At 78.1% G+C, this 20,798-nt stretch carries 14 protein-coding genes and 1 pseudogene; 8 read left to right on the top strand and 7 right to left on the bottom strand.

Going from position 1 to position 20,798, the window contains the following annotated elements; all coding sequences use genetic code 11:
• The first annotated feature begins 143 nt into the window (after positions 1-143).
• Positions 144-896, top strand: a complete 753-nt coding sequence (locus tag FKM96_RS04585; RefSeq protein ID WP_147794241.1) for a general stress protein — start codon at positions 144-146, stop codon at positions 894-896.
• A gap of 64 nt (positions 897-960) precedes the next feature.
• Here the strand turns inward: FKM96_RS04585 and FKM96_RS04580 are convergent.
• Positions 961-2,530 (bottom strand): annotated as a pseudogene (locus FKM96_RS04580) (aminopeptidase P family protein).
• A gap of 77 nt (positions 2,531-2,607) precedes the next feature.
• On the opposite strand from FKM96_RS04580, the gene FKM96_RS04575 reads away from it, so the two are divergent.
• The 3 genes from FKM96_RS04575 (at position 2,608) to FKM96_RS04565 (ending at position 5,138) form a co-directional block, all read left to right on the top strand.
• Positions 2,608-3,450, top strand: a complete 843-nt coding sequence (locus FKM96_RS04575) for a PHP domain-containing protein (protein ID WP_147794240.1) — start codon at positions 2,608-2,610, stop codon at positions 3,448-3,450.
• Entirely contained in the window at positions 3,447-4,070 is a 624-nt protein-coding gene (locus FKM96_RS04570) for a MarC family protein (RefSeq protein WP_147794239.1), read from the top strand. Before FKM96_RS04575 ends, FKM96_RS04570 begins: the two co-directional genes overlap by 4 nt.
• 189 nt (positions 4,071-4,259) lie before the next feature.
• On the top strand, positions 4,260-5,138 hold the full coding sequence (locus tag FKM96_RS04565) for an oxygenase MpaB family protein (RefSeq protein ID WP_147794238.1): 879 nt from the start codon (positions 4,260-4,262) through the stop codon (positions 5,136-5,138).
• Positions 5,139-5,314: 176 nt separating this feature from the next.
• Here FKM96_RS04565 and FKM96_RS04560 read toward each other — a convergent pair whose 3' ends face one another.
• Both FKM96_RS04560 and FKM96_RS04555 read right to left on the bottom strand, forming a co-directional pair.
• Positions 5,315-7,081: a DEAD/DEAH box helicase gene (locus FKM96_RS04560; protein ID WP_371300490.1), complete on the bottom strand. Its 1,767-nt coding sequence runs from the start codon at positions 7,079-7,081 to the stop codon at positions 5,315-5,317.
• A 331-nt stretch (positions 7,082-7,412) separates the two neighbouring features.
• Complete coding sequence (locus tag FKM96_RS04555) at positions 7,413-8,687, bottom strand: MFS transporter (protein WP_147794236.1); 1,275 nt, start codon at positions 8,685-8,687, stop codon at positions 7,413-7,415.
• A gap of 142 nt (positions 8,688-8,829) precedes the next feature.
• Between FKM96_RS04555 and FKM96_RS04550 the strand changes: the two genes are divergently transcribed.
• Entirely contained in the window at positions 8,830-9,603 is a 774-nt protein-coding gene (locus FKM96_RS04550; protein ID WP_147794235.1) for a ferritin-like fold-containing protein, read from the top strand.
• Positions 9,604-9,770: 167 nt separating this feature from the next.
• Here the strand turns inward: FKM96_RS04550 and FKM96_RS04545 are convergent, their stop codons facing one another.
• Together FKM96_RS04545 and FKM96_RS04540 are read right to left on the bottom strand one after the other, a co-directional pair.
• Entirely contained in the window at positions 9,771-9,995 is a 225-nt protein-coding gene (locus FKM96_RS04545) for a DUF3107 domain-containing protein (RefSeq protein WP_147794234.1), read from the bottom strand.
• A 42-nt stretch (positions 9,996-10,037) separates the two neighbouring features.
• The gene (locus FKM96_RS04540; protein ID WP_147794233.1) at positions 10,038-10,775 is read right to left on the bottom strand and encodes a TetR/AcrR family transcriptional regulator; all 738 of its coding nucleotides are present in this window, start codon (positions 10,773-10,775) and stop codon (positions 10,038-10,040) included.
• A gap of 167 nt (positions 10,776-10,942) precedes the next feature.
• Here FKM96_RS04540 and FKM96_RS04535 point away from each other — a divergent pair, with 167 nt between their 5' ends.
• The gene (locus FKM96_RS04535) at positions 10,943-14,416 is read left to right on the top strand and encodes a UrvD/REP family ATP-dependent DNA helicase (RefSeq protein ID WP_246855201.1); all 3,474 of its coding nucleotides are present in this window, start codon (positions 10,943-10,945) and stop codon (positions 14,414-14,416) included.
• A complete protein-coding gene (locus tag FKM96_RS04530; RefSeq protein ID WP_147794232.1) occupies positions 14,413-18,024 on the top strand; it encodes an ATP-dependent DNA helicase in 3,612 nt (1,203 codons plus the stop codon). Before FKM96_RS04535 ends, FKM96_RS04530 begins: the two co-directional genes overlap by 4 nt.
• 196 nt (positions 18,025-18,220) lie before the next feature.
• On the opposite strand, the gene FKM96_RS04525 is transcribed toward FKM96_RS04530, so the two are convergent.
• Positions 18,221-19,156, bottom strand: a complete 936-nt coding sequence (locus FKM96_RS04525) for a phosphotransferase (RefSeq protein WP_217617152.1) — start codon at positions 19,154-19,156, stop codon at positions 18,221-18,223.
• Between the two features lie 150 nt (positions 19,157-19,306).
• Here FKM96_RS04525 and nudC point away from each other — a divergent pair, with 150 nt between their 5' ends.
• On the top strand, positions 19,307-20,470 hold the full coding sequence (nudC, locus tag FKM96_RS04520; protein WP_147794230.1) for an NAD(+) diphosphatase: 1,164 nt from the start codon (positions 19,307-19,309) through the stop codon (positions 20,468-20,470).
• A gap of 52 nt (positions 20,471-20,522) precedes the next feature.
• Here nudC and FKM96_RS04515 read toward each other — a convergent pair whose 3' ends face one another.
• Positions 20,523-20,789 (bottom strand): mycoredoxin, encoded by a 267-nt coding sequence (locus tag FKM96_RS04515; protein ID WP_147794229.1) that lies wholly within the window; start codon positions 20,787-20,789, stop codon positions 20,523-20,525.
• Between the last annotated feature and the right edge of the window lie 9 nt (positions 20,790-20,798).

Raw genomic sequence — 20,798 nt, 5'->3', positions numbered from 1 at the left:
CGCCCGGCGGTGCGGCGCGCCGCGACGCGGGTGGTCCCGGAGCCCGGGCGACCCTGGCCGGAGCCTGGACGCGGACCATGAAACCCCTGCGTATCGGCCGTGCCGCCTGGCGCCGCGACCCCCCGCGGGGCGAGGATGGAGGCATGTCGTTCACCGGCGGTGCCCGCATCCCCCAGACGCCCACGCTGCCCCAGGGCGAGACGGTCGCGTCCTACGGCACGTACCTCGAGGCGCAGAAGGCCGTCGACCACCTCTCGGACCACCAGTTCCCGGTCCAGATGGTGACGATCGTCGGCACCGACCTGCGCATGGTCGAGCGCGTCACCGGCCGGCTCACCTACGCCCGCGTCGCGATGGGCGGGTTCGGGTCGGGCGCGTGGTTCGGCGTGTTCATCGGCCTGCTGTTCCTGCTGTCCGGCGGCTCCTCCGGGATCCTGTTCGCGGCCGTGCTGTTCGGCGGCGCCGCGGGCCTGCTGCTCGCGGTGCTCGTGTACGCGACCAGCCGCGGGAAGCGGGACTTCACGTCGCAGAGCCAGATCGTCGCCGCGCAGTACGCGGTGCTGTGCCGGGCCGAGCGCGCGCACGAGGCGCGGCAGATGCTGCGCGAGGTCGGCGGCGTGCGGGTGGGCGCGGCGACGCCGGTGCCGCCGGCGCACCCGATGGGCGCGCGGCCCTCCGACCCGACCGCGGCGTACCCGCAGGCAGCGCCGGGGAAGCCCGCGCCGGGCCAGCCCCCGGTCGCCCCCGGCCAGCCGCTGGCCCAGCCGCGGTACGGCCAGCTCGCGCCGCAGCAGCCCCCGGCCGAGCCGCGCTACGGGCAGCTCGCGCCCCAGCCGCCGGCCGCGCCGCCGTCGGGTGCGCCCGAGACCCCGCCGGGCGCCGAGAAGCAGGACTGACGACCGACGGCCCGGTCCCCCCGCGCGGAGGGGACCGGGCCGTCGTGCTGCCGGGACCGTGGCGTCAGCGGGGGAGCAGCCCCGCCATCCACGCCTCGACGTCCTCCGGGGTGCGGGGGAGCGCGGCCGACAGGTTCTCGTTGCCGTCGGCCGTCACGAGCACGTCGTCCTCGATCCGCACGCCGATGCCGCGCAGCTCCTCCGGGACCCGGAGGTCGTCGACCTGGAAGTACAGGCCCGGCTCGATCGTGAACACCATGCCCGGCTCGATCACCGCGTCCAGGTACATCTCCCCGGCGGGCCTGCGCGCAGTCGTGCACGTCCAGCCCGAGGTGGTGGCTCGTGCCGTGCACCATCCAGCGGCGGTGCTGCTGGCCCTCGGGGCTGAGCGACTCCTCGACGGAGACGGGCAGCATGCCCCACGCGCCGAGCCGGTCGGCGATCACGTCCATCGCGGCGGCGTGCACGTCCCGGAACCGGTTGCCCGGCACGGCGACCGCGAACGCGGCGTCCGCGGCGTCGAGCACCGCCTGGTAGACCCGGCGCTGCGCGTCGGTGAACGTGCCGTCGACCGGGAGCGTCCGCGTCACGTCCGCGGTGTACAGCGAGTCGACCTCGACGCCCGCGTCGATCAGCACCAGCTCGCCCTCGCGGACCTGCCCGTCGTTGTCCGTCCAGTGCAGGGTGGTGGCGTGCGGGCCGGCGGCGGCGATCGTCTCGTAGCCGACGTAGTTGCCCTCGACGCGCGCCTGGGACAGGAACGTCCCCTCGATGACGCGCTCGCCGCGGCGGTGCGCCACGGCCTCGGGCAGCCGGCGGACGACCTCCGCGAAGCCCTCGGCGGTCGCGGCGACGGCGCTGCGCAGCTCGGCGACCTCGTGCTCGTCCTTGACCAGCCGCAGCTCCGACAGCGCCTCGACCAGCGCGGCGTCGCGCTCCCCGGCGTCCTCCGTCGCGCGGATCTCCTCGACGACGGCCTCGACCGCCTCGTCCACGCCCGGGACCAGCAGCACCCGGACGCCGTCGGCGCCCGCGTCCTTGGCCAGGGCGTCGCGCAGGTCGTCGCTGTGCGCGGTCGCGATGCCGGTGACCGTCGCCATGTCCTCGAGCGTCGGGCGCGGGCCGACCCAGAACTCGCCGTACCGGGCGTCGGAGAAGAACTCCTCGGTGTCCCGGCCCGCGAGCGGGCGCATGTACAGCACGGCGCGGTGCGTCGACCGGCCGCCGCCGGGCAGCTCGTCGCCCTCGCCGTCCGCGGCGGGGTGCAGCACCAGGACCGCGTCGGGCTCCTGCTCGGCGCCCAGGCCGGTGAGGTGGGCGAACGCGGAGTGCGGGCGGAACCGGTAGTCGGTGTCGTTCGACCGCACCTTGTAGGAGCCGGCCGGGACCACGAGGCGCTCGCCCGGGAACGCGGCGGCCAGGCGCGCGCGCCGCGCGGCGGTGAACGGGGCCGCCGGACCCGCGACCGCGGTGCTCGCCGGGCGCTCGGCCCAGCCGGAGGTCACCCAGTCGAGGAACGCGGCCGACTGGGGGCGCTGGCTGCGGTTCGAGCCGCGGTCGGCGAGCGTCTGCTCGCCCTCGGCGGGCTCGGACAGGGCGGGCGCGGGGGTCTCGGGCGTGGGGTCGGTGGCCATGCGCCCAGTCTGGCACCGCGGACGGGACCAGGGGGCGGGCGGCGCAGGTCACCGGTACCGGTGAGTAGCCTTGCGCGGTGCGCATCGACCTCCACACCCACTCGTCGGTCTCCGACGGCACCGAGACCCCGGGGGAGCTGGTCGCCTCGGCCGCCGCGGCCGGCCTCGACGTCGTCGCGCTGACCGACCACGACACGACGGCCGGCTGGGCCGAGGCGTCCGACGCCGCCCGCCGGGTCGGCGTCGCCCTCGTCCCCGGCACCGAGGTGTCCGCCCTGTCGCGCGGCGTCAGCGTGCACCTGCTGTCGTACCTGCAGGACCCGGCGCACCCGGCGCTCGCGGACGTGGTCGCGCAGACCCGGGACGCGCGGCTGCACCGGGGCCGGGCGATCGTCGAGCGGCTGTCGGAGGACCTGCCGATCACCTGGGACGACGTGCTCGCGCAGCAGTCGCCCGGCACCGTCGTCGGCCGGCCGCACATCGCGGACGCGCTGGTCGCGCTGGGTGTCGTGCCCGACCGGACGGCCGCGTTCGCGGACCTGCTGTCCGCGCGCGGCCGGTACTACGTGCCGTACTACGCGCCGGAGGCGGTCGAGGCCGTCGAGGCGGTCCTGGCGTCCGGCGGGGTGCCGGTGTTCGCGCACCCCGGCGCCGACGGCCGCGGCCGGGTGGTGCCGGACTCCGACATCGAGGAGCTGGCCGAGGCCGGGCTCGTGGGGCTCGAGGTGCACCACCGGGACCACACCCCCGAGCAGCGCGCGCGTCTGACGGCGCTCGCCGACCGGCTGGGGCTGCTGGTCACGGGTTCGAGCGACTACCACGGGACGGGGAAGGACAACGTGCTCGGCGAGAACACGACGGCGCCGGAGGTGCTCGCGGAGATCGAGCGCCGGGGCCGCACGGCGGTGGTGTGCGGATGAGCGCGGTGCTCGACTGGCGGCTGCTGTCCGAGGTCTTCATCACCCTGTTCGTCATCATGGACCCGCCCGGGACGGTGCCGATCTTCCTCGGCCTGACCGGCGCGATGACCCGGCAGCAGCGGAACCGCGCCGCCCGGCAGGCGATCTTCGTGGCCTTCGGCGTCGTGCTCGCGTTCGCGGTGTTCGGGCAGAGCCTGCTGTCGTACATGCACATCTCGCTGCCCGCGCTCCAGGCCTCCGGCGGGCTGCTGCTGCTGCTCGTCGCGATGGAGCTGCTGACCGGCAAGTCCGAGGAGCCGCAGCCGTCCGGGAACTCCAAGGTCAACGTGGCGCTGGTGCCGCTCGGGACGCCGCTGCTCGCGGGGCCGGGCGCGATCGTCGCGGTGATGGTGTTCGTGCAGCAGAGCGACGGGACGCTGGCCGACTGGGTGGCGATCGCGGTCGGCATCGTGCTGGTGCACGTGTGCCTCTGGCTCGCCATGCGGTTCGCGGGGTTCATCCACCGGCTGCTGGGTGACTCGGGCACCACGCTGGTGACGCGGATCGCCGGTCTGCTGCTGGCGGCGATCGCGGTCCAGCTGGTGGCGGACGCGGTGACGGCGTTCGTCAAGGCGGCGTAGCGCGCCCGCACTGTCGGGCTGCCGCGCTGCCCGGCGCCGCGCTGCCGCGCTGCCCGGCCGTCGAGCGGGTAACCGACACGTCGAACGAGTACGCGCCGACTACTCCCTCGACGCGTCGGTTGCTCGCTCGGTGCGGCGGACGCCGGCGCCGGGGTCGCCGTGCGGCGCTCGCGGGGCGAGGATCGGCGCGTGAGCACTCCCTCCCTCCGCGGGCGGCTCGGCGACGAGCTGTTCGCCCGCGTCGCCGGTCCGCGCGGCCCGCAGGTGCGCGACCGCATCCACCTGACCCCGGGGCCGCGCTGGTTCGGGCCGGACGACGCGATCCGGCGGGTGCACGGCGACGCGTCGATGTTCGTCGGCGGGCTGACCGCGCTGCTGCTGCAGTCCTGGCACCCGCTCGCGATGGCCGCCGTCGCGGCGCACTCCGGCTACCGCGGCGACCCGTGGGGCCGGCTGCAGCGCACCAGCACGTTCCTCGCGGTCACGACGTTCGGCACCGCGGAGCACGCGGCACAGGCGGTCGCGACCGTGCGGGCGATCCACGACCGGATCACCGGCGTCACCGAGGAGGGCGAGCCGTACGCCGCCTCGGACCCGCACCTGCTGCGCTGGGTGCACATCACCGAGGCGCACGCGTTCCTCACCGCGCACCAGCGGTACGGGGCGCGGCCGCTCGACGCCGCGGGCTGCGACGCCTACGTGGCGCAGTCGGCGCGGGTGGGGCGGGCGCTCGGCGCCGAGGACCTGCCCGAGACGGCCGCAGGGCTGCACGCGGCGCTCGACTCCTACCTCCCGGAGCTCCGCGGGACGCCGGCGGCGCGGGAGGCCGCGGAGTTCCTGCTCGCCGACCCGCCCCTGCCCGTGCCGGTCCGGCTGCCGTACGGGGTGCTCGCGGCGGCGGCCGTCGCCGGCTTGCCGCGGGCGGCGCGCGCCCCGCTGGGGCTGCCTGACGTGCCGTGGCTGGACGCGACCCTGGCGCCGGCGGGCGGGCACGCCATCACCCGGCTGATCCGCTGGGCCCTGGCGACCACCCCGGCTCCGCCGACGGCGGACACGCACCCGGCGTAGCCCGGTCGCGCGGGCCGGGGTCGCCGGTTGCGCCCGAGGTCGGCGTTTGCGCCACCCCTTCCGTGGACGGAACCGACGACCTCGGCGCACACGCGCCGGCCTCGCGGCACCCTCCGGAGACAGCGCGAGGGCGCCCCCGCCGGTGGCCGGGGCGCCCTCGTCGTGCTGCGGGAGGCTCAGGCCTCCGCGGGAGCGGCCGGGGCCGACTCGCCCTCGGCGCCCGGGCGGCCGCCGCGGGTGCGCCGGCGGTTGCGGCGCCGGCGCGGGGCGGCGCCCTCCTCACGGCCCTCGGCGGGGCCGGTGGTCGACTCGGCGGGGCCGGTCGAGCCCTCGACCGCGCCCGACGCGACGGGGGCGTCGCCCGAGCCGCCGCGGCGCCGGCTGCGCGAGCGACCGCCCTCGCCGCCCTCGGAACGCGCGCCCTCGGACCGCGAGCCCTCGGAGCGACCGCGGCCCTCGCCGCGCCCGCCCTCGCGAGAGCCGGAGCCGGCACCGCCGCGCCCGCCCGAGTCCCGCCCGCCGCGGCCGCCGTCGCGCGGGCCGGAGTCCCGGCCGGACGAGTGCCGCTTGCCGGTCTCGCCCAGGTCCTCGAGCACCTCGGCGTCGAGGCCCTCGCGGGTCCGCTTGGAGCGCGGCAGGCGCCCGGTGGTGCCCTCGGGGATGCCGAGGTCGGTGTACAGGTGCGGGGAGGAGGAGTAGGTCTCCTGCGGCTCCGGGAAGCCGAGCTCCAGCGCCTTGTCGATCAGGCCCCAGCGCGGGACGTCGTCCCAGTCGACGAACGTGACCGCGGTGCCCTTGTTGCCGGCACGGCCGGTGCGGCCGGTGCGGTGCAGGTAGGTCTTCTCGTCCTCGGGGCACTGGTAGTTGATGACGTGCGTGACGTCGTCGACGTCGATGCCGCGCGCGGCGACGTCGGTGGCGACGAGGACGTCGACCTTGCCGTTGCGGAACGCGCGCAGCGCCTGCTCGCGGGCGCCCTGGCCGAGGTCGCCGTGCAGCGCACCGGCGGCGAAGCCGCGCTCGACGAGCTCGTCGGCGACCTTCGCGGCGGTGCGCTTGGTGCGGGCGAACACGATGGTCAGGCCGCGGCCCTCGGACTGCAGGATGCGGGCGAGCACCTCGACCTTGTCGAGCGCGTGCGCGCGGTAGACGACCTGCTTGATGTTCTTGACCGTCTGGCCGGCGTCGTCCGGCTCGCTGGCGCGGATGTGCGTCGGCTGGGTCATGTAGCGGCGGGCCATCGCGACGACGGCGCCCGGCATGGTGGCCGAGAACAGCATCGTGTGCCGCGAGGCGGGGGTGCGGGCCAGCAGCTTCTCGACGTCGGGCAGGAAGCCGAGGTCCAGCATCTCGTCGGCCTCGTCGAGCACGACGCACTTGATGCGGGACAGGTCCAGGTGGCCCTGGTTCATCAGGTCGATCATGCGGCCCGGGGTGCCGACGACGACCTCGACGCCTCGCTGCAGCATCTCGATCTGCGGCTCGTAGGCGCGGCCGCCGTAGAGCAGCGCGATGCGGACGGAGCGACGCTTGGACGCGGTCTCCAGGTCACCGGCCACCTGCACCGCGAGCTCGCGGGTCGGGACGATGACGATCGCCTGCGGCTTGCCGGGCGCGGGCAGGGTGTCGAAGCCCTCCTCGCCGGGGGCGACGACGCGGTGCAGCAGCGGGACGCCGAAGCCGAGGGTCTTGCCGGTGCCGGTCTTGGCCTGGCCGATGATGTCGTGGCCGGACAGCGCCACGGGCAGGGTCATCGCCTGGATGGGGAACGGGGTGCTGATGCCGGCGTCGGCGAGCGCCTGGACGATCTCGGGGCGGACGTCGAAGTCCGCGAAGGTCACGTCGGCGGCCTGCACGGAGGCGGCCGTGGGGGTGTCGATGGTCTCCACGGCGACGTCCTCGGGCGCGAGGGCGTCGGTGGTGCTGGGTTCGGTCGAGGTCACGGACTGCTCTTCACTCGTGAAGGTGGCGTGCGGCGCGTCGCGCCCCGCGAGGGGGTCCGCGACGGGCATCGCCACAGGTGGTCCGGCAGCCGATCGTGCAAGTCAGCGAGAGCGGGCCGGGCGCCGGGGGCGCCGCGGTTCGCTCGGCGCACCGTGGTCGGGACGACCGGGCAACCGATGAACACGCCCGATGATACGCGCAGGGGCGCCCGGACCGCGGGGAGGCCGCGGGCGGCAGGCGTGCCGGGAGCCGGCCGGAGACCGCCCGGACCGCCCCGGGAACCGACCTCGCCCCCCGCCGCCCCCGCTCGATCCGGAGCGCGGCCGGTCGTCAGCCCGCGACGGCCGCCTCCGGGGAGCGCTCCTCGGAGGCCTCCCCGTCCGCCCCGTGCGCGGTCCCCGCCGCCAGCACGGCGGCCCGCAGCCGGCGCTGCTGCGTCGCCGCGACCAGCAGCGCCACCGCGGTCGTCGTCACCGTGACCGCGAACGCGGCGGTGTGCCCGGACGCGTCCGCGAGCCGCCCGGCGATGCTCGACCCGAGCGCGTAGCCGACGCCGGTCGCCGAGGCGAGGGCCGTCATCGCCGCGCCGGTGCGCCCCGCGGGGACGACCCGCTCGCCCAGCGAGAACACGCCGATCATGTACGGCGCGACGGCGAACCCGAGCACCGCGACGGCGGCGGTCAGCGCGGGCAGGGAGTCGACCAGCAGCAGCGGCCAGGACAGCGCGACGAGCGCGCACGCGGCGACGAGCACCCGGCGCTCCTGCCCGATCCGCGCCGGGATGAACGCGGTGCCGATGCCGGCGGCCGCGCTGCCGACGCCGAGCACGGCGTGGATCAGACCCGCGAGCCCGGGCTGGCCCGCCTGGGTCGCGAGCACGGTGGTGCCGGTCTGGGTGGCGCCGAACAGCACGCCGACCGCGGCCTGTGCCACGACGAGCACCGCGAACGCGGGGGTGAGCAGCCTGCCGGAGGGGCGGGTGTGCGGGCCGGTCGCGGTGCGCCGCGCGGTCGGGTGCAGGGCGAACGCGGTGCCGAACACCGCCAGCAGGCCGGCGGCCGTGACGAGCGCGCCGGCGGGGGACAGCCACACGGCCACGACCCCGACCAGGGCCGGGCCGATCGCGAACGACGCCTCGTCGACGGCGCCCTCGTAGGAGAACGCGGCGTCGACCAGGCGGCGCTGCTCGGGGCCGGTGCCGGCGGTGATCGGGCGCCAGCGGACGCGGGCGAGCGGGCCGACCTGCGGCAGCGCGAGCCCCGTGACGGCGGCGACCGCGACGAGCGCGGCACCGCCCGCGCCCTGGTGCGCGAGCAGGGTCAGCGCGCCGAGCGAGGTCGCGCCGGCGAGCGACTGCACGAGGACGACGGGGCGCTGGCCGAACCGGTCGGCGAGACCGCCGGCGACCGGCGCGCCGACCGCGTTCGCGACGGCGAGCGCGCCCGCGGCGAGGCCGCCGAGCCCGTAGGTGCCGGTGGCGGTCGAGACGAGCAGCAGGGTGCCGAGCTGGGCCATCGCCATCGGCAGGCGGCCGAGGAAGGCGACGAGGACGTAGGCCGGGCCGGCCAGGCGGAACAGACGCGCGTAGGCGTTCAGGGCGGACACGAGGGACCCTCCGGGTGCACGAGACGGGCGACGCGCCTCCCCGCCTCCAGGTCGCGTCCGGTGTCCCTCAGCTGGCCCCATCCTAGCCGCGTGCACCCGGACCGGGCGAGGCCCCCTGCGGGCACGGCGCTACCCTGGAGGGATGACCGAGGTCGCTCACGACGCCCAGCCGCAGGCCCAGCCGCCGGCGCAGCACGCCCCCGAGGCCGCCGACACCGTCGAGCTGCTCGGGCTGGTCGCCCACCTGCAGCACGTCGCGTTCAACCGGCTCGCCGAGGACGCCCGCGTCGCCCCCACCACCGCCCAGCAGCTCGAGCTCAGCCGGCTGGCCGCCGCCGCGGTCGACCGCCGGGACCGGGTGCTCGCCCGCGTCGTCGAGCTGGGCGGGGAGCCCGAGCGGTGCCTCGGCGCGTACGCGCGGCTGCTCGAGGACTTCGACTCGCGCACGCAGCCCAGCACCTGGTGGGAGCGGCTGCTCCGGTCCTACGTGGCCGACGGCGTGTCCGACGACTTCTGCCGGATCGCGGCGTCCGCCGTGGACGACCGGTCGCGCGCGCTCCTGCTCGAGGTGCTGGACGACGCGGCGCACGCGAACCTCGCCGTCGGCGAGCTCGAGGCCGCCGGGGCGCAGGACGAGGTGCTGGTGTCCCGGCTCGCGCTGTGGGGCCGCCGCCTGGTCGGCGAGGCGCTCGGCGTCGTCCAGCAGGCGATGTCGGCGCACCCCGCCCTGGGCCGGCTGGTGACCCGCCGCGAGGCGGAGGCCCGGGCCGCGGCCGAGGAGCCCGCCGCCGCGGCCGCCGCCCCCGCAGCGGAGGCGGCGGTCGCCGAGGCCGACGGCGCGGCCCCCGCGAAGCTGTTCGGCGAGCTCACGGCCGAGCACACCCGCCGCATGTCCCGGCTGGGCCTGACGGCCTGACGGCCTGACGGCCTGACGGCCGGGCGGCCTGACGGCCTGACGGCCGGGCGGCCTGACGGCCTGACGGCCTGACGGCCTGACGGCCTGACGGCCGGGCGCCCGCCGGAGACGACGACGCCCCGCACCGGATCACCGGTGCGGGGCGTCGCTGCGTCTGCGGGTGCCGCTCAGATCGCGCCGAAGCCGACGCGGCCCTTCGACTCCGTGCCGATCTCGACGTAGCCGATCGAGGCGGACGGCACGATGACGCGCCGGCCGCGGTTGTCGGTCAGCTCGAGCACCGGCTTGCCGTTCAGGGCCTCGGTGACGGCGGCGGTGACCTCGTCGGCCGTCTGGTCCGACTCGATCACCAGCTCGCGGGGCAGGTTCTGCACACCGATCGTGATGTCCACGCTTCGTCGTCTCCTCGTCCGTCGTGTCGCTGCCCGGTCATCCTAGGCCGGGCCGACGTCCCCGGGGTCGTCGAGCGGCCCGCGTTCGCCCTGGGTGGACACGTCGTGCGACCCGTCGGCAGGCTCGGCGTCGGACCCGGCGGCCCCGGGGACGAACCCGGCGACGCCGCCCCACGCCAGCCGCGCGACCAGCGTGGCGGTGTCGCGCGCGGAGCTGCCGTCCGGTGCCCGGAGCCGGCGGGTCGCGGCGGCCTGGGCCATCGCGGCGACCGACGGCGCGAGCAGGGCGGCGGTCTCGGCCGGCACGCCCGCGACCTCGCCGAGGACCGACTGCAGCCGGCGGGTGACGGCCTCGGTGGCCCGCTCGACCCGGGCGCGCACCTCCAGGTCGTGCCGGACGTCCGACTCGAACAGCAGGGCGGACGACTCCCCGGCGCCGTCGACGAAGTCCACGTACGCGCGCACCACGCCGGTGAGGATGGCGCGGGCGTCGTGCGGCCGGACCTCGCCCGGCGGGTGCATGGCCACGGCGGCGTCGACGGCGGACAGCAGCTCGTCCCCGCGGGCGTCGACGACGGTGAGGTAGAGGTCGAGCTTGGACGGGAAGTGCCGGTACAGCACCGGCTTGCTGACCTCGGCGCGGTCGGCGATGTCGTCCATCGACACGTGGTGGAAGCCCTCGGACGTGAACAGCTCCTGGGCGATCGCCAGGACCTGCGCGCGGCGGAGCGCGCGGGGCATGCGCGCCGGGCGTCCGCGGCCGGCGGGGGGCTGGTCCATCGGGCGATGATAGCCACGGCGGGCGGGCGCTCAGCGGGGTGTCCGTGGGTACGCACGCACCGGGTCGCCGCCCGCTCGAGGGGGGGCCGCCGGGCCCCGTGGACGGGCTCGGGACGCGCCCGGTCGGCGTGCCCCGGGTGTCGGTGGCGTGTGATGGGATCGGGGCCGTGACCCCGACCCCCGCCGGACCGCCCTCCGCGGCCGGGCTGCGCCTCGTGCGGCCCGCGCTCGCGGACGTGCCGGCGCCGGTCCGGCTCGGAGCGGACCAGCGGGCCGTGGTCGACCGGGTCGTGGCGGGCGCCGACCCCGCACTGCTGGTCGTCGGCGCGGCGGGCACGGGCAAGACCCTGCTCGCCGTCGAGGCGGTGGCGGCGGCGCTGGGGGCGGACGACGACGGGCTGTTCCCCTCGCCGGACCTGCCGTCGCCGGACGAGGTCCTGGTGCTCGCGTCCGGGCGCCGCGCGGCCGCCGAGCTGCGCGACCGGATCGGCGCGCGGGTCCGGCGCACGACGGGCCAGGCGATGGTGCGCACCCCGGCGGCGGCGGCGTTCGCGGTGCTGCGGGCGCGCGCCGCGCTCCTCGGGGACCCGGCGCCGACCCTCATCTCCGGGCCCGAGCAGGACCTCGCGCTCGCCGAGCTGCTCGCCGGCCACGCGGCGGGGGAGGGCGTGCCGCTGGCCTGGCCCGCCGGCGTTCCGGAGGAGGCGCTCACGCTGCGCGCGTTCCGCGGCGAGCTGCGCGACCTCGTCATGCGCGCGGCCGAGCGGGGCGTCGAGCCCGAGGACCTGGCGCTGCTCGGCGAGCGGCACGGCCGGCCCGAGTGGGTCGCGGCCGCGGGGCTCTACCAGGAGTACGTGGACGTGACCACGCTGCGGGCGGGCACGCCCGACGCCGGCGCGCGCTACGACCCGGCGGTCGTCGTCGAGGAGGCGGCCGAGGTGCTGCGCACCTGGGAGGACGAGCTGCCCGGGCCCCGCCCGCGGTGGCGGCTGGTGGTGGTCGACGACTACCAGGAGGCGACCGAGGCGACGGCGCGGCTGCTGCGCGTGCTGCAGGACAACGGCGCGCGGCTGCTGCTGCTCGCGGATCCGGACGCCGCGGTGCAGACGTTCCGCGGGGCGACGCCGGCGCTCGTCGGGCGGGCGGACGTGGCCGGGACGGGGCCGGGCGAGCTCGGTGCGGCGCGGCTGGTGCTCGACGGCGTGCGGCGGCACGGGCCGGTGCTGCGCGGCGTGGCGGCCCGGGTGGCCGAGCGGATCGCGGTGGTCGGCGGCGCGGCGCACCGGCGGGCACTGCCGGTGCCGGGGGCCGGGGCGCCCGCTGCCGGCGGGGTGCCGACGCAGGGCGGCGAGGTCGGGGGCGTGCCGACGCCGGCCGGCGAGCCGGGACGCGTGCCGACGCCGGACGGTGGGGCGGGAGGCACGCCGGTGCCCGGCGGCGCCGTCGCCGTCCCGCGCGACGTGCTCCGGGCCGCGGTGCTGCCCAGCCCCGCGCAGGAGGCCGCCTGGGTCGCCCACGCCCTGCGCCGCGCGCACCTGGAGGACGGCACCCCCTGGGCCGAGATGGCCGTGATCGCCCGGTCCGGCGGCCAGGTCACCGCCCTGCGCCGCGCGCTCGGCTCCGCGCAGGTGCCGGTCGCGGTCGTCGGCAGCGACGTGCCGCTCCGCGACGAGCCCGCGGTGCGCCCGCTGCTCGACTCCCTGCGCGTCGCGCTGGGCCCGGATGCCGGCGGCTCCGCCCTGGACGCCGAGCTCGCCGCGCGGCTGTGCTGCTCGCCGCTCGGCGGGATGGACGCGGTGGGCCTGCGGCGGCTCCGGCGCAGCCTCCGGGCGGAGGAGGTGGCGCTCGGCGGCGGCCGCGCGAGCGACGAGCTGCTGGTCGAGGTGCTGCTGAGCCCGGCAGCCGCGGCCGTGCTGCAGCCGGTGGTACGCCGGCCCGTCGCCCGGATCGCCACGGTGCTCGCGGCCGGCCGGGAGGCGGCCGCGGCGCCGGGGGCGGACGCGCAGGCCGTGCTCTGGGCGATCTGGGACGCGTCGGGCCTGGCCGAGCCGTGGCGGCGGTCGGCGCTCGCGGGCGGCCCGGGCGGGGCGCGCGCGGACCGGGACCTCGACGCCGTGCTGGCCCTGTTCCGCGCCGCCGAGACCTTCGTCGACCGGATGCCGCAGGCCCGCGCGGCCGCGTTCCTCGAGTGGGTCGAGGCCCAGGAGCTGCCGTCCGACACGATCGCCGCGCGCGCCCGCCGGGACGCCGTGTCCGTGCTGACGCCCGCCGGTGCGGCGGGGCGGGAGTGGGACGTCGTCGCGGTCGCGGGCGTGCAGGAGGGCGTCTGGCCCGACCTGCGGCTGCGCGACTCGCTGCTCGGGTCGCAGGCGCTGGTCGACGTGCTGGCCGGGCGCGGCGCGGGCCGGGCGGCCGGCGCGGACGCCGCCCCCGCGGACGCGCACGCCGCGGCCGAGGCCGGCGCCGCCGCCCGGGCCGCGGTGCTCGCCGACGAGCTGCGCTCCTTCCACGTCGCCGTGTCGCGCGCCCGGCGGGTGCTGCTCGTGACCGCGGTGTCCGACGAGGACGACCAGCCGTCGCCGTTCCTCGACCTCGTCGAGCCGAACGACGAGGACGACGACCCGCGCCGCACCGCCGCGCCCGCCCCGCTCGACCTGCGCGGCCTGGTGGCGCAGCTGCGCGGCCGGCTGGAGCAGTCCGCGCGCGCGGGCGCCCCCGAAGCGGAGGCCGCCGCCGTGCTCGCGCGCCTCGCCGACGAGGGCGTCCCGGGCGCCGACCCCGCGGAGTGGCACGGCCTCGCCGACCCGTCGAGCGACGCGCCGCTGTGGGCCGCGGGCGAGCGGGTGCCGGTGTCGCCGTCGCGCATCGAGACCGCCGGCACCTGCACGCTGCGCTGGGCGCTGGAGGCCGCGGGCGGCACGGCGCCGAGCAGCGCGCGGCAGTCGCTCGGCACGCTCGTGCACGCCCTCGCGCAGACCCACCCGCGGGGCGGCCGGGAGGCGCTGATGGCGGAGCTCGACCGGCGGTGGCCGGAGCTCGGGCTCGGGCACGGCTGGCCCGCGACGCTGGAGCGGCGGCGCGCGGAGGCGATGGTCGGGCGGCTCGCGGACTACCTGGAGAAGGCGGGCGAGCCGCTCGCGATCGAGGCGCGGTTCGAGCTCGAGCTCGACCGGGCGGTGGTGCGCGGGACGCTGGACCGGGTGGAGCGGGCCGAGCCGGGTCCGGCCGTGGACCCCGACGGCGAGGCCGACGGCGCGCCGGTGCCGGTCCGGGTCGTCGACCTGAAGACCGGTCGGACGGCGCCGTCGGCGCAGGAGGCCACGACCAACCCGCAGCTCGGCGCGTACCAGCTGGCCGTGGACGCCGGCGCGGTCGAGGGCCTGACGCCGGGGGCGGTCAGCGCGGGGGCGCAGCTGGTCTTCGTGTCGGACGTCAACAAGGCCAGGGCGGCGCTCCGCGAGCAGCCCGCGCTCGGCCCGGACGCCCCGGACGACCCGTCCTGGGCGCGGACCCACATCGAGGAGGTGGCGGAGCGGATGGCCGCCTCGTCGTTCGCCGCGACCGCGAACACCCTGTGCGACCGCTGCCCCGTGCGCCGGTCCTGCCCGCTGCGCGACGAGGGCGGGCAGGTGGTCGCGTGACCGCGCCCGCGCTCGCCGCCACGCTGTCCGCCCTGGACATCGCGCGGCTGCTGCGGCGCGACCCGCCGACCGACGAGCAGGTGGCGGTCATCGAGTCGCCGGTGAGCCCCGCGCTCGTCGTGGCGGGCGCGGGATCGGGCAAGACCGAGACCATGTCCGCGCGCGTCGTCTGGCTGCTCGCGAACGGGCTGGTCGCGCCGGAGGAGGTCCTCGGCCTCACGTTCACCCGCAAGGCCGCCGGCGAGCTCGCGGAGCGCGTCCGCCGCCGCCTGCGGCACCTCGCGCGCGCCGCTGCGGCCGAGGGCGTGCACCTGCCCGGGCTGTCCGTCGCCGAGGACGCGGCCGACGGCGGCGCGGCGCTCCTCACCGTCGCCCGGCCGAGCATCTCCACCTACAACGCGTACGCGGCGTCGCTGGTCGGGGACCACGGGCTGCGGATCGGCGTCGAGCCGTCCGCCCGGCTGCTCGGCGAGGCCGCGCAGTGGCAGCTGGCCAGCGAGGTCGTCGAGTCGTGGACCGCCGACCTCGACTCGTCCGCCGCCGTGTCGACCGTGGTCGAGGCGGTGCTCACCCTGTCGGGCGCGCTGGACGAGCACCTCATCGACGCCGACGAGGCACGCCGCCGCATCGAGGGGATCGTCGACGACATCGAGGCGACCCCGCCCGGCACCCCGCCGCGGCAGCCGTACGCCAAGGTGCGCGAGCTCGTGGCGTCGCTGCGCGAGCGGCAGCGGATGCTCGACCTCGTCGCGGCGTACCGGGAGCGCAAGCGCGCGGCGGACGCCCTCGACTTCGGAGACCAGGTGGCGATCGCCGCCCGGCTGGCCCGGGACGTGCCCGAGGTCGGCGCGGGGGAGCGGGCCCGGTTCCGGGTGGTGCTGCTCGACGAGTACCAGGACACGTCCTACGCGCAGCTGGTGCTGCTCTCGGAGCTGTTCGGCGGCGGGCACCCGGTCACGGCGGTCGGCGACCCGCACCAGTCGATCTACGGCTGGCGGGGCGCGAGCGCGGGCGGGCTCGAGCGGTTCCCGACCGACTTCCCGGACGTCGCCGACGACGGCGACCGGCGGCCGGCGGCCGTCTACGCGCTGTCGACCTCCTGGCGGAACGACGTCGCGGTGCTCGACGCCGCCAACCACGTCGCCGCTCCACTGCGCCGGCCGGAGAAGGCGCGCGTGGCGCTGCCGACGCTCGGCGCCCGGCCCGGCGCGGGAGCCGGCGAGGTGGTCGCGCACCTCGCGCCCACGCTGGAGGAGGAGGCGCAGGCCGTCGCCGAGTTCGTCGCCGCGCGCTGGCGGCCCGAGGGCGGACCGGGCGTCGACGGCGGCGTGCCCGCGCCCGGCGGCGCGCGGGTCACGGCGGCCGTGCTGTGCCGCAAGCGCGCGCAGTTCCCGGTGCTGCACCGGGCGCTGCGGGCGGCCGGGCTGCCGGTGGAGGTCGTCGGCCTCGGCGGGCTGCTCAACACGCCCGAGGTCGTCGACGTCGTGGCGCTCCTGCAGGCGGCGCACGACCCGTCGCGCGGGGACGCGCTCATGCGGCTGCTCACCGGGGCGCGGACGATGCTCGGCGCGGCGGACCTGCACGCGCTCGCGGACTGGTCGGCGCACCTGGCGCGGGGGCTCGACGCGCGGGCGGCGGCGGCCGTGGCGCGGGACCGGGCGGCGTCGGCGGCGGGGGCGGCGACGTCGGACGCCGCGGGTGCGGGCGCCGGGGGTGCGGACGGGGCCGGGAGCGGTGCGGGAGACCGGACGGACCCCGGGCGGGCGGGCGGCGCCCCCGGTGCCCTCGCGGGCGACGGCGTCGCGATCGACGGCGCCCCGTCGGCGGGGATCCCCGGCGACGGGGCCGCCGAGCCCGCCCCGGTCGTGGCCGACGTCGTGGACGAGCGCAGCATCGTCGACGCGGTCGACTCCCCGCCCCCGCCCGGCTGGCGGAGCCCGTCCGGGCGGGGCCTCACCCCGACGGGCCTGACCCGGGTCACGGCCGTCGGCGAGGTGCTGCGCGCCGTCCGGCAGCACACCTACCTGTCCCTCCCCGAGCTGGTCGCGCACGCCGAGCGGCTGTGGGGCCTCGACATCGAGGTCGCGTCCCGCGCGGGCGTCGCCCCGGGCCGGGCCCGCGCGCACCTCGACGCGTTCCGCGAGGTCGCGGTCCGGTACGCCGACGCGACCGACGACCCGACCCTCGGCGGGTTCCTCGCCTGGCTGGAGTCGGCCGACGCGCACGAGCACGGCCTCGACATGCCGGTCGCCGAGCCGGACCCCGACGCCGTCCAGCTCATCACGGTGCACGCGGCCAAGGGGCTGGAGTGGGACGCGGTCGCCGTGGCCGGCCTGGTCGACGGCGGGCTGCCCGCCACCCGCACCCAGGGCCCGAACGGCCCGACCGACTCCGCCTGGCTCACCGGTCTGGGCGAGCTGCCGTACCCGCTGCGCGGCGACCGGCACGACCTGCCCGACCTCGCCTACGCCGGCGCCGCCGACCCGAAGGACCTGGAGGAGCGGCGCAAGCAGTTCCTCCTGGACGCGGGCGACCACCAGGTCGCCGAGGAGCGGCGGCTCGCCTACGTGGCGTTCACCCGGGCGCGGGCCGCGCTGCTGCTGACCGGCGCGTGGTGGGGCGACGGGTCGCGGGTGCGACCGCCGTCGTTGTTCCTCACCGAGGTGGTCGACGCCGGGCTGGCGCGGGTCGCCGGCTGGGCCGACCTGCCCGACGAGGGCACGGAGAACCCGCGGACGCAGGAGGTGGCGGGCGCGGTGTGGCCCGCGGACCCGTTCGGCGGCGAGGCCGAGGGCGGCCCGGTGCGGCGAGCCGCGGTCGAGGCGGCCGCGGCGGCGGTGCGCGCGGCACGGGACGAGCGCGCGGCGGCCGGCGGGGGCGCGGCGGGCGGCGACGGCGCGGCGCGCCGGACGGCCTGGGACCGCACGGTCGACCTGCTGCTCGCCGAGCGCGCGCTGGAGTCCCGGCCGCGGCCGGAGGTCGAGCTGCCCGCGCACCTGTCCGCGTCCGCCGTGGTCCGGCTCGCCGCCGACAGCGGCGAGTTCGCCCGGGCGCTGCGCCGGCCGGTGCCGAACCGCCCGTCGCCGCAGGCCCGGCGCGGCACCCAGTTCCACGCGTGGGTCGAGGGGTTCTTCGGGTCGCCGGCGCTGGTCGACCTCGACGACCTGCCCGGCGCCGACGACGACTCCGTCCCGGTCGACGCCGACGAGGCCGCGCTGCGCGCCGCGTTCCTCGCGACCCCGTGGGCCGCGCTGGAGCCGGTCGCGGTCGAGGTCGACGTCGAGACGACCGTCGCCGGCTACGTGCTGCGCTCGCGGATCGACGCGGTGTTCCGCGACCCCGACCGCCCGGGCGACCGGGACGCGGTGGTCGTCGTCGACTGGAAGACCGGCGCCCCGCCCACCGACCCGGACGCCACCGCGGTGCGCGAGCTGCAGCTCGCGGTCTACCGGCTCGCGTGGTCCCGGTGGACGGGCACCCCGCTCGACCGGGTGAGCGCGGCCTTCTGCTACGTCGGCGCGGGCCGCACGGTCCGCCCGGCGCGGCTGCTGGGCGCGGACGAGATCGAGCGCCTGCTCCTCGCGGCCACGGACGGCCCGCGGGCCTGACGCGCCGCGCGGGGCGTGCCGCGGCCGGGCCGCGTGAGGTCGGCGGAAACAGGTGACGACCTCGCCCGCCCCGCGCCGGCCGAGGTCGTCGGTTCCGGCCGCCGGAGGGGTGGCGCAAGCGGCGACCTCGGGCGGAAGCGACGACCTCACATCTCACGCGCACGCGCACTGCGTCGCGCCGCCGCCAGAGCCGGCGTCAGAGCGGGGCCGCGCCCGGCTCCGCGACGTCGCGGGTCTGCTCGTCCAGCTCGTCGAGCATCTGGACCGCGTCCGCGACCACCTCGTCGTCGCCGGACCGCACCCCGTAGAGCAGCCAGCGCGCCAGCGCGAGCTCGCCCGCGAGCAGCGCGCGGTCGGCGAGGTGCGGGTCGGTGAGCTCGGTGCGGCGCAGCTGGTACGCCTCCATGATCGAGTCGACCGAGTCCTGCGGCGCGGCGACGAGCAGCCACGCGAGGTCGTCCGCGGGGTCGGCGACCTTGGCCTCGCCCCAGGACGTCACGCCGGTCACGGCGCCGTCGGCGACGAGCACGTGGTCGGCCGACAGGTCGCCGTGCACGACGACGGGCGCGAACTTCCACACCGCGACGTCCTCGAGCCGCTCCTCCCAGCGCCGCAGCAGCGTGGCGGGCACCCGGCCGGTGCGGGCGGCCTCGTCGACCTCCGCGAGCCGGCGCGCGCGGTACGCGGCCGCGTCGTAGACCGGCAGCCCGGCGTCCTCGACGAGCGCCACGGGCAGCTCGTGCAGCGCCGCGATCGAGCGGCCGAGCGAGGCGGCGATCCCGGGGCCGGGGGCGACGCGCTCGAGGTCGACCGGGCGGCCCGGCAGCTCGCGGTGCACGACCACGCGGCCGCCCTCCTCGAGCGGCGCGGCGCCCGCGACCCGCGGCACGTCGAACGGCAGCTTCCCGGCGTCGACGTGGTCCCCGAGCGCGCCGAGCAGCACCAGCTCGGCCTCGAGCGCGGCTCCCGCGGCGGCGTTCCGCGGCGCGCGCACCACCCAGTGCCGGCGCTGCCCGTCGGTCACCAGGGCGACGTCGTCGTCCCCCGCGGCCGCGGCGGCCCGCACCTCGCGGGCGTCGAAGCCCGGGACGGCGACGGTCGCGAGAGCGGCGAGAGCAAGGGGAGAACGCACCGTCCCAGGGTAGGACCCCGGCGCGCCCGGGGCCGGTCCGCGCGGCGCCGGGCGTGTCATCGCGCGGTCGCCCGGCGACGTGGCGCGGGTCGCACCGCCTCCGGTCGGCCGTCGACTGCGACCGGCGCGCGCGACGCGTACGGTGGCGACGTGTTCGCCTCCGACCTCCCTCTGTCGCGGACGGTCACGGACCGGGCCGCGGACCTCCGCGGTGACGAGGACCTGCTGCCCGCGCTGCTCGACGACGCCTCCACCCGCGTGCTGCTGGTCTCCGGCGGCCGGGTCGTGACCCGCCGCCGCGGCCGCCGCCTGGCCCTGGCGCTCTACACGCCGCAGGAGGCGGCGCTGCGCGCGCCGAGCTCGTCGCTGGCGGAGCGCTGGGCGTTCCTCGGCTACGACGACGCCGACCGCGTCCCCGGTGTCGCGCCCGGCGAGATCCGGCCCGAAGGCCCCGCCTACCTGGCGCACCACGTGCCCGAGGGCGGGACCGCGGCGCTGCCCGCGGGCGACGAGTGGACCGCGCTGCGCGAGGTCGGCGGCGAGCTGTCGGCGCGGGACGCCGGCCTCGCGACGGCCGCCGTCGCGCTCTACGAGTGGCACGTGCGGTATCCGCGGTGCCCGCGGTGCGGCGCCGAGACGCAGCCGGTGTCGAGCGGCTGGGTGCGCCGCTGCCCGGTCGACGGGTCGGACCACTACCCGCGGACGGACCCGGCGGTGATCATGGCGGTCGTCGACGACGACGACCGGCTGCTGCTCGCGAACTCGGCCGCGTGGCCGACGCACCGGTTCTCGACGCTCGCGGGCTTCGTCGAGCCGGGGGAGTCCGTCGAGCACGCGATCCGCCGGGAGGCGCGCGAGGAGACCGCCGTCGTGGTCGGCGAGGTCGAGTACCGGGGCAGCCAGCCGTGGCCGTTCCCCGCGTCGCTGATGCTGGGCTTCCGTGCCCGGGCGCTGTCGACCGAGATCACCGTCGACGGCGACGAGCTGCGCGCCGCGCGCTGGTTCGACCGGGAGACGCTGCGCGCCGAGGTGGAGTCCGGCTCGGTCGTGCTGCCCCCGGGCACCTCGATCGCCCGGGCGCTGATCGAGGACTGGTACGGCGGGGAGCTGCCCACCGACCCGCTGCGGGACGGCTGGAGCCGCGGTGCGGTGCCGCCGGCGGAGCAGGCCGCGTCGCCCGCGCCCGCCGCACCGGCCGAGGCGGTCCCGGTCGACGCGGAGCCCGCGCCCGCGGCGCAGCCCCCGGCCACCCGGCGCCAGGGCCGGCGCGCCGCGCCCGCCCCCGTGGACGAGGGCCCGCTCGGCACGCGCTGAGCGGTGCCGGGCGGGCCCTCGGGTCCGGGTGCTGCGCGACCGCAGCGGGGGGTCAGGCGCCGAGGCGCTCGCGGACCTGCACCAGCGACGGGTTCGTGGCCGCGGAGCCGTCCGGGAACAGCACGGTCGGCACGGTCTGGTTGCCCCCGTTCACCCGCTCGACGAACGCCGCGGCGTCCGGCAGCTGCTCGATGTCGACCTCGGTGTACGCGATGCCCGCGGAGTCGAGCTGCGTCTTCAGGCGGCGGCAGTAGCCGCACCAGGTCGTCGAGTACATCGTCACGGTGCCCTCGGCGGGCAGGTCCTGCGTGGTCGTCATCGTCTGCCT

Origin of the sequence: Cellulomonas sp. Y8 (assembly GCF_008033115.1) — a bacterium.
GTDB lineage: Bacteria > Actinomycetota > Actinomycetes > Actinomycetales > Cellulomonadaceae > Cellulomonas.
The sequence above is the reverse complement of the archived record's forward strand: the minus strand, read 5'-3'. Positions and strand labels throughout refer to the sequence as shown.

Bases quoted from the DNA above. Each gene is read 5' to 3' on its own strand.
- FKM96_RS04570 (WP_147794239.1), top strand. From the start codon at position 3,447: ATGAGCGCGGTGCTCGACTGGCGGCTGCTGTCCGAGGTCTTCATCACC.
- FKM96_RS04550 (WP_147794235.1), top strand. From the start codon at position 8,830: ATGACCGAGGTCGCTCACGACGCCCAGCCGCAGGCCCAGCCGCCGGCG.
- FKM96_RS04540 (WP_147794233.1), bottom strand. From the start codon at position 10,775: ATGGACCAGCCCCCCGCCGGCCGCGGACGCCCGGCGCGCATGCCCCGC.
- FKM96_RS04585 (WP_147794241.1), top strand. From the start codon at position 144: ATGTCGTTCACCGGCGGTGCCCGCATCCCCCAGACGCCCACGCTGCCC.
- FKM96_RS04515 (WP_147794229.1), bottom strand. From the start codon at position 20,789: ATGACGACCACGCAGGACCTGCCCGCCGAGGGCACCGTGACGATGTAC.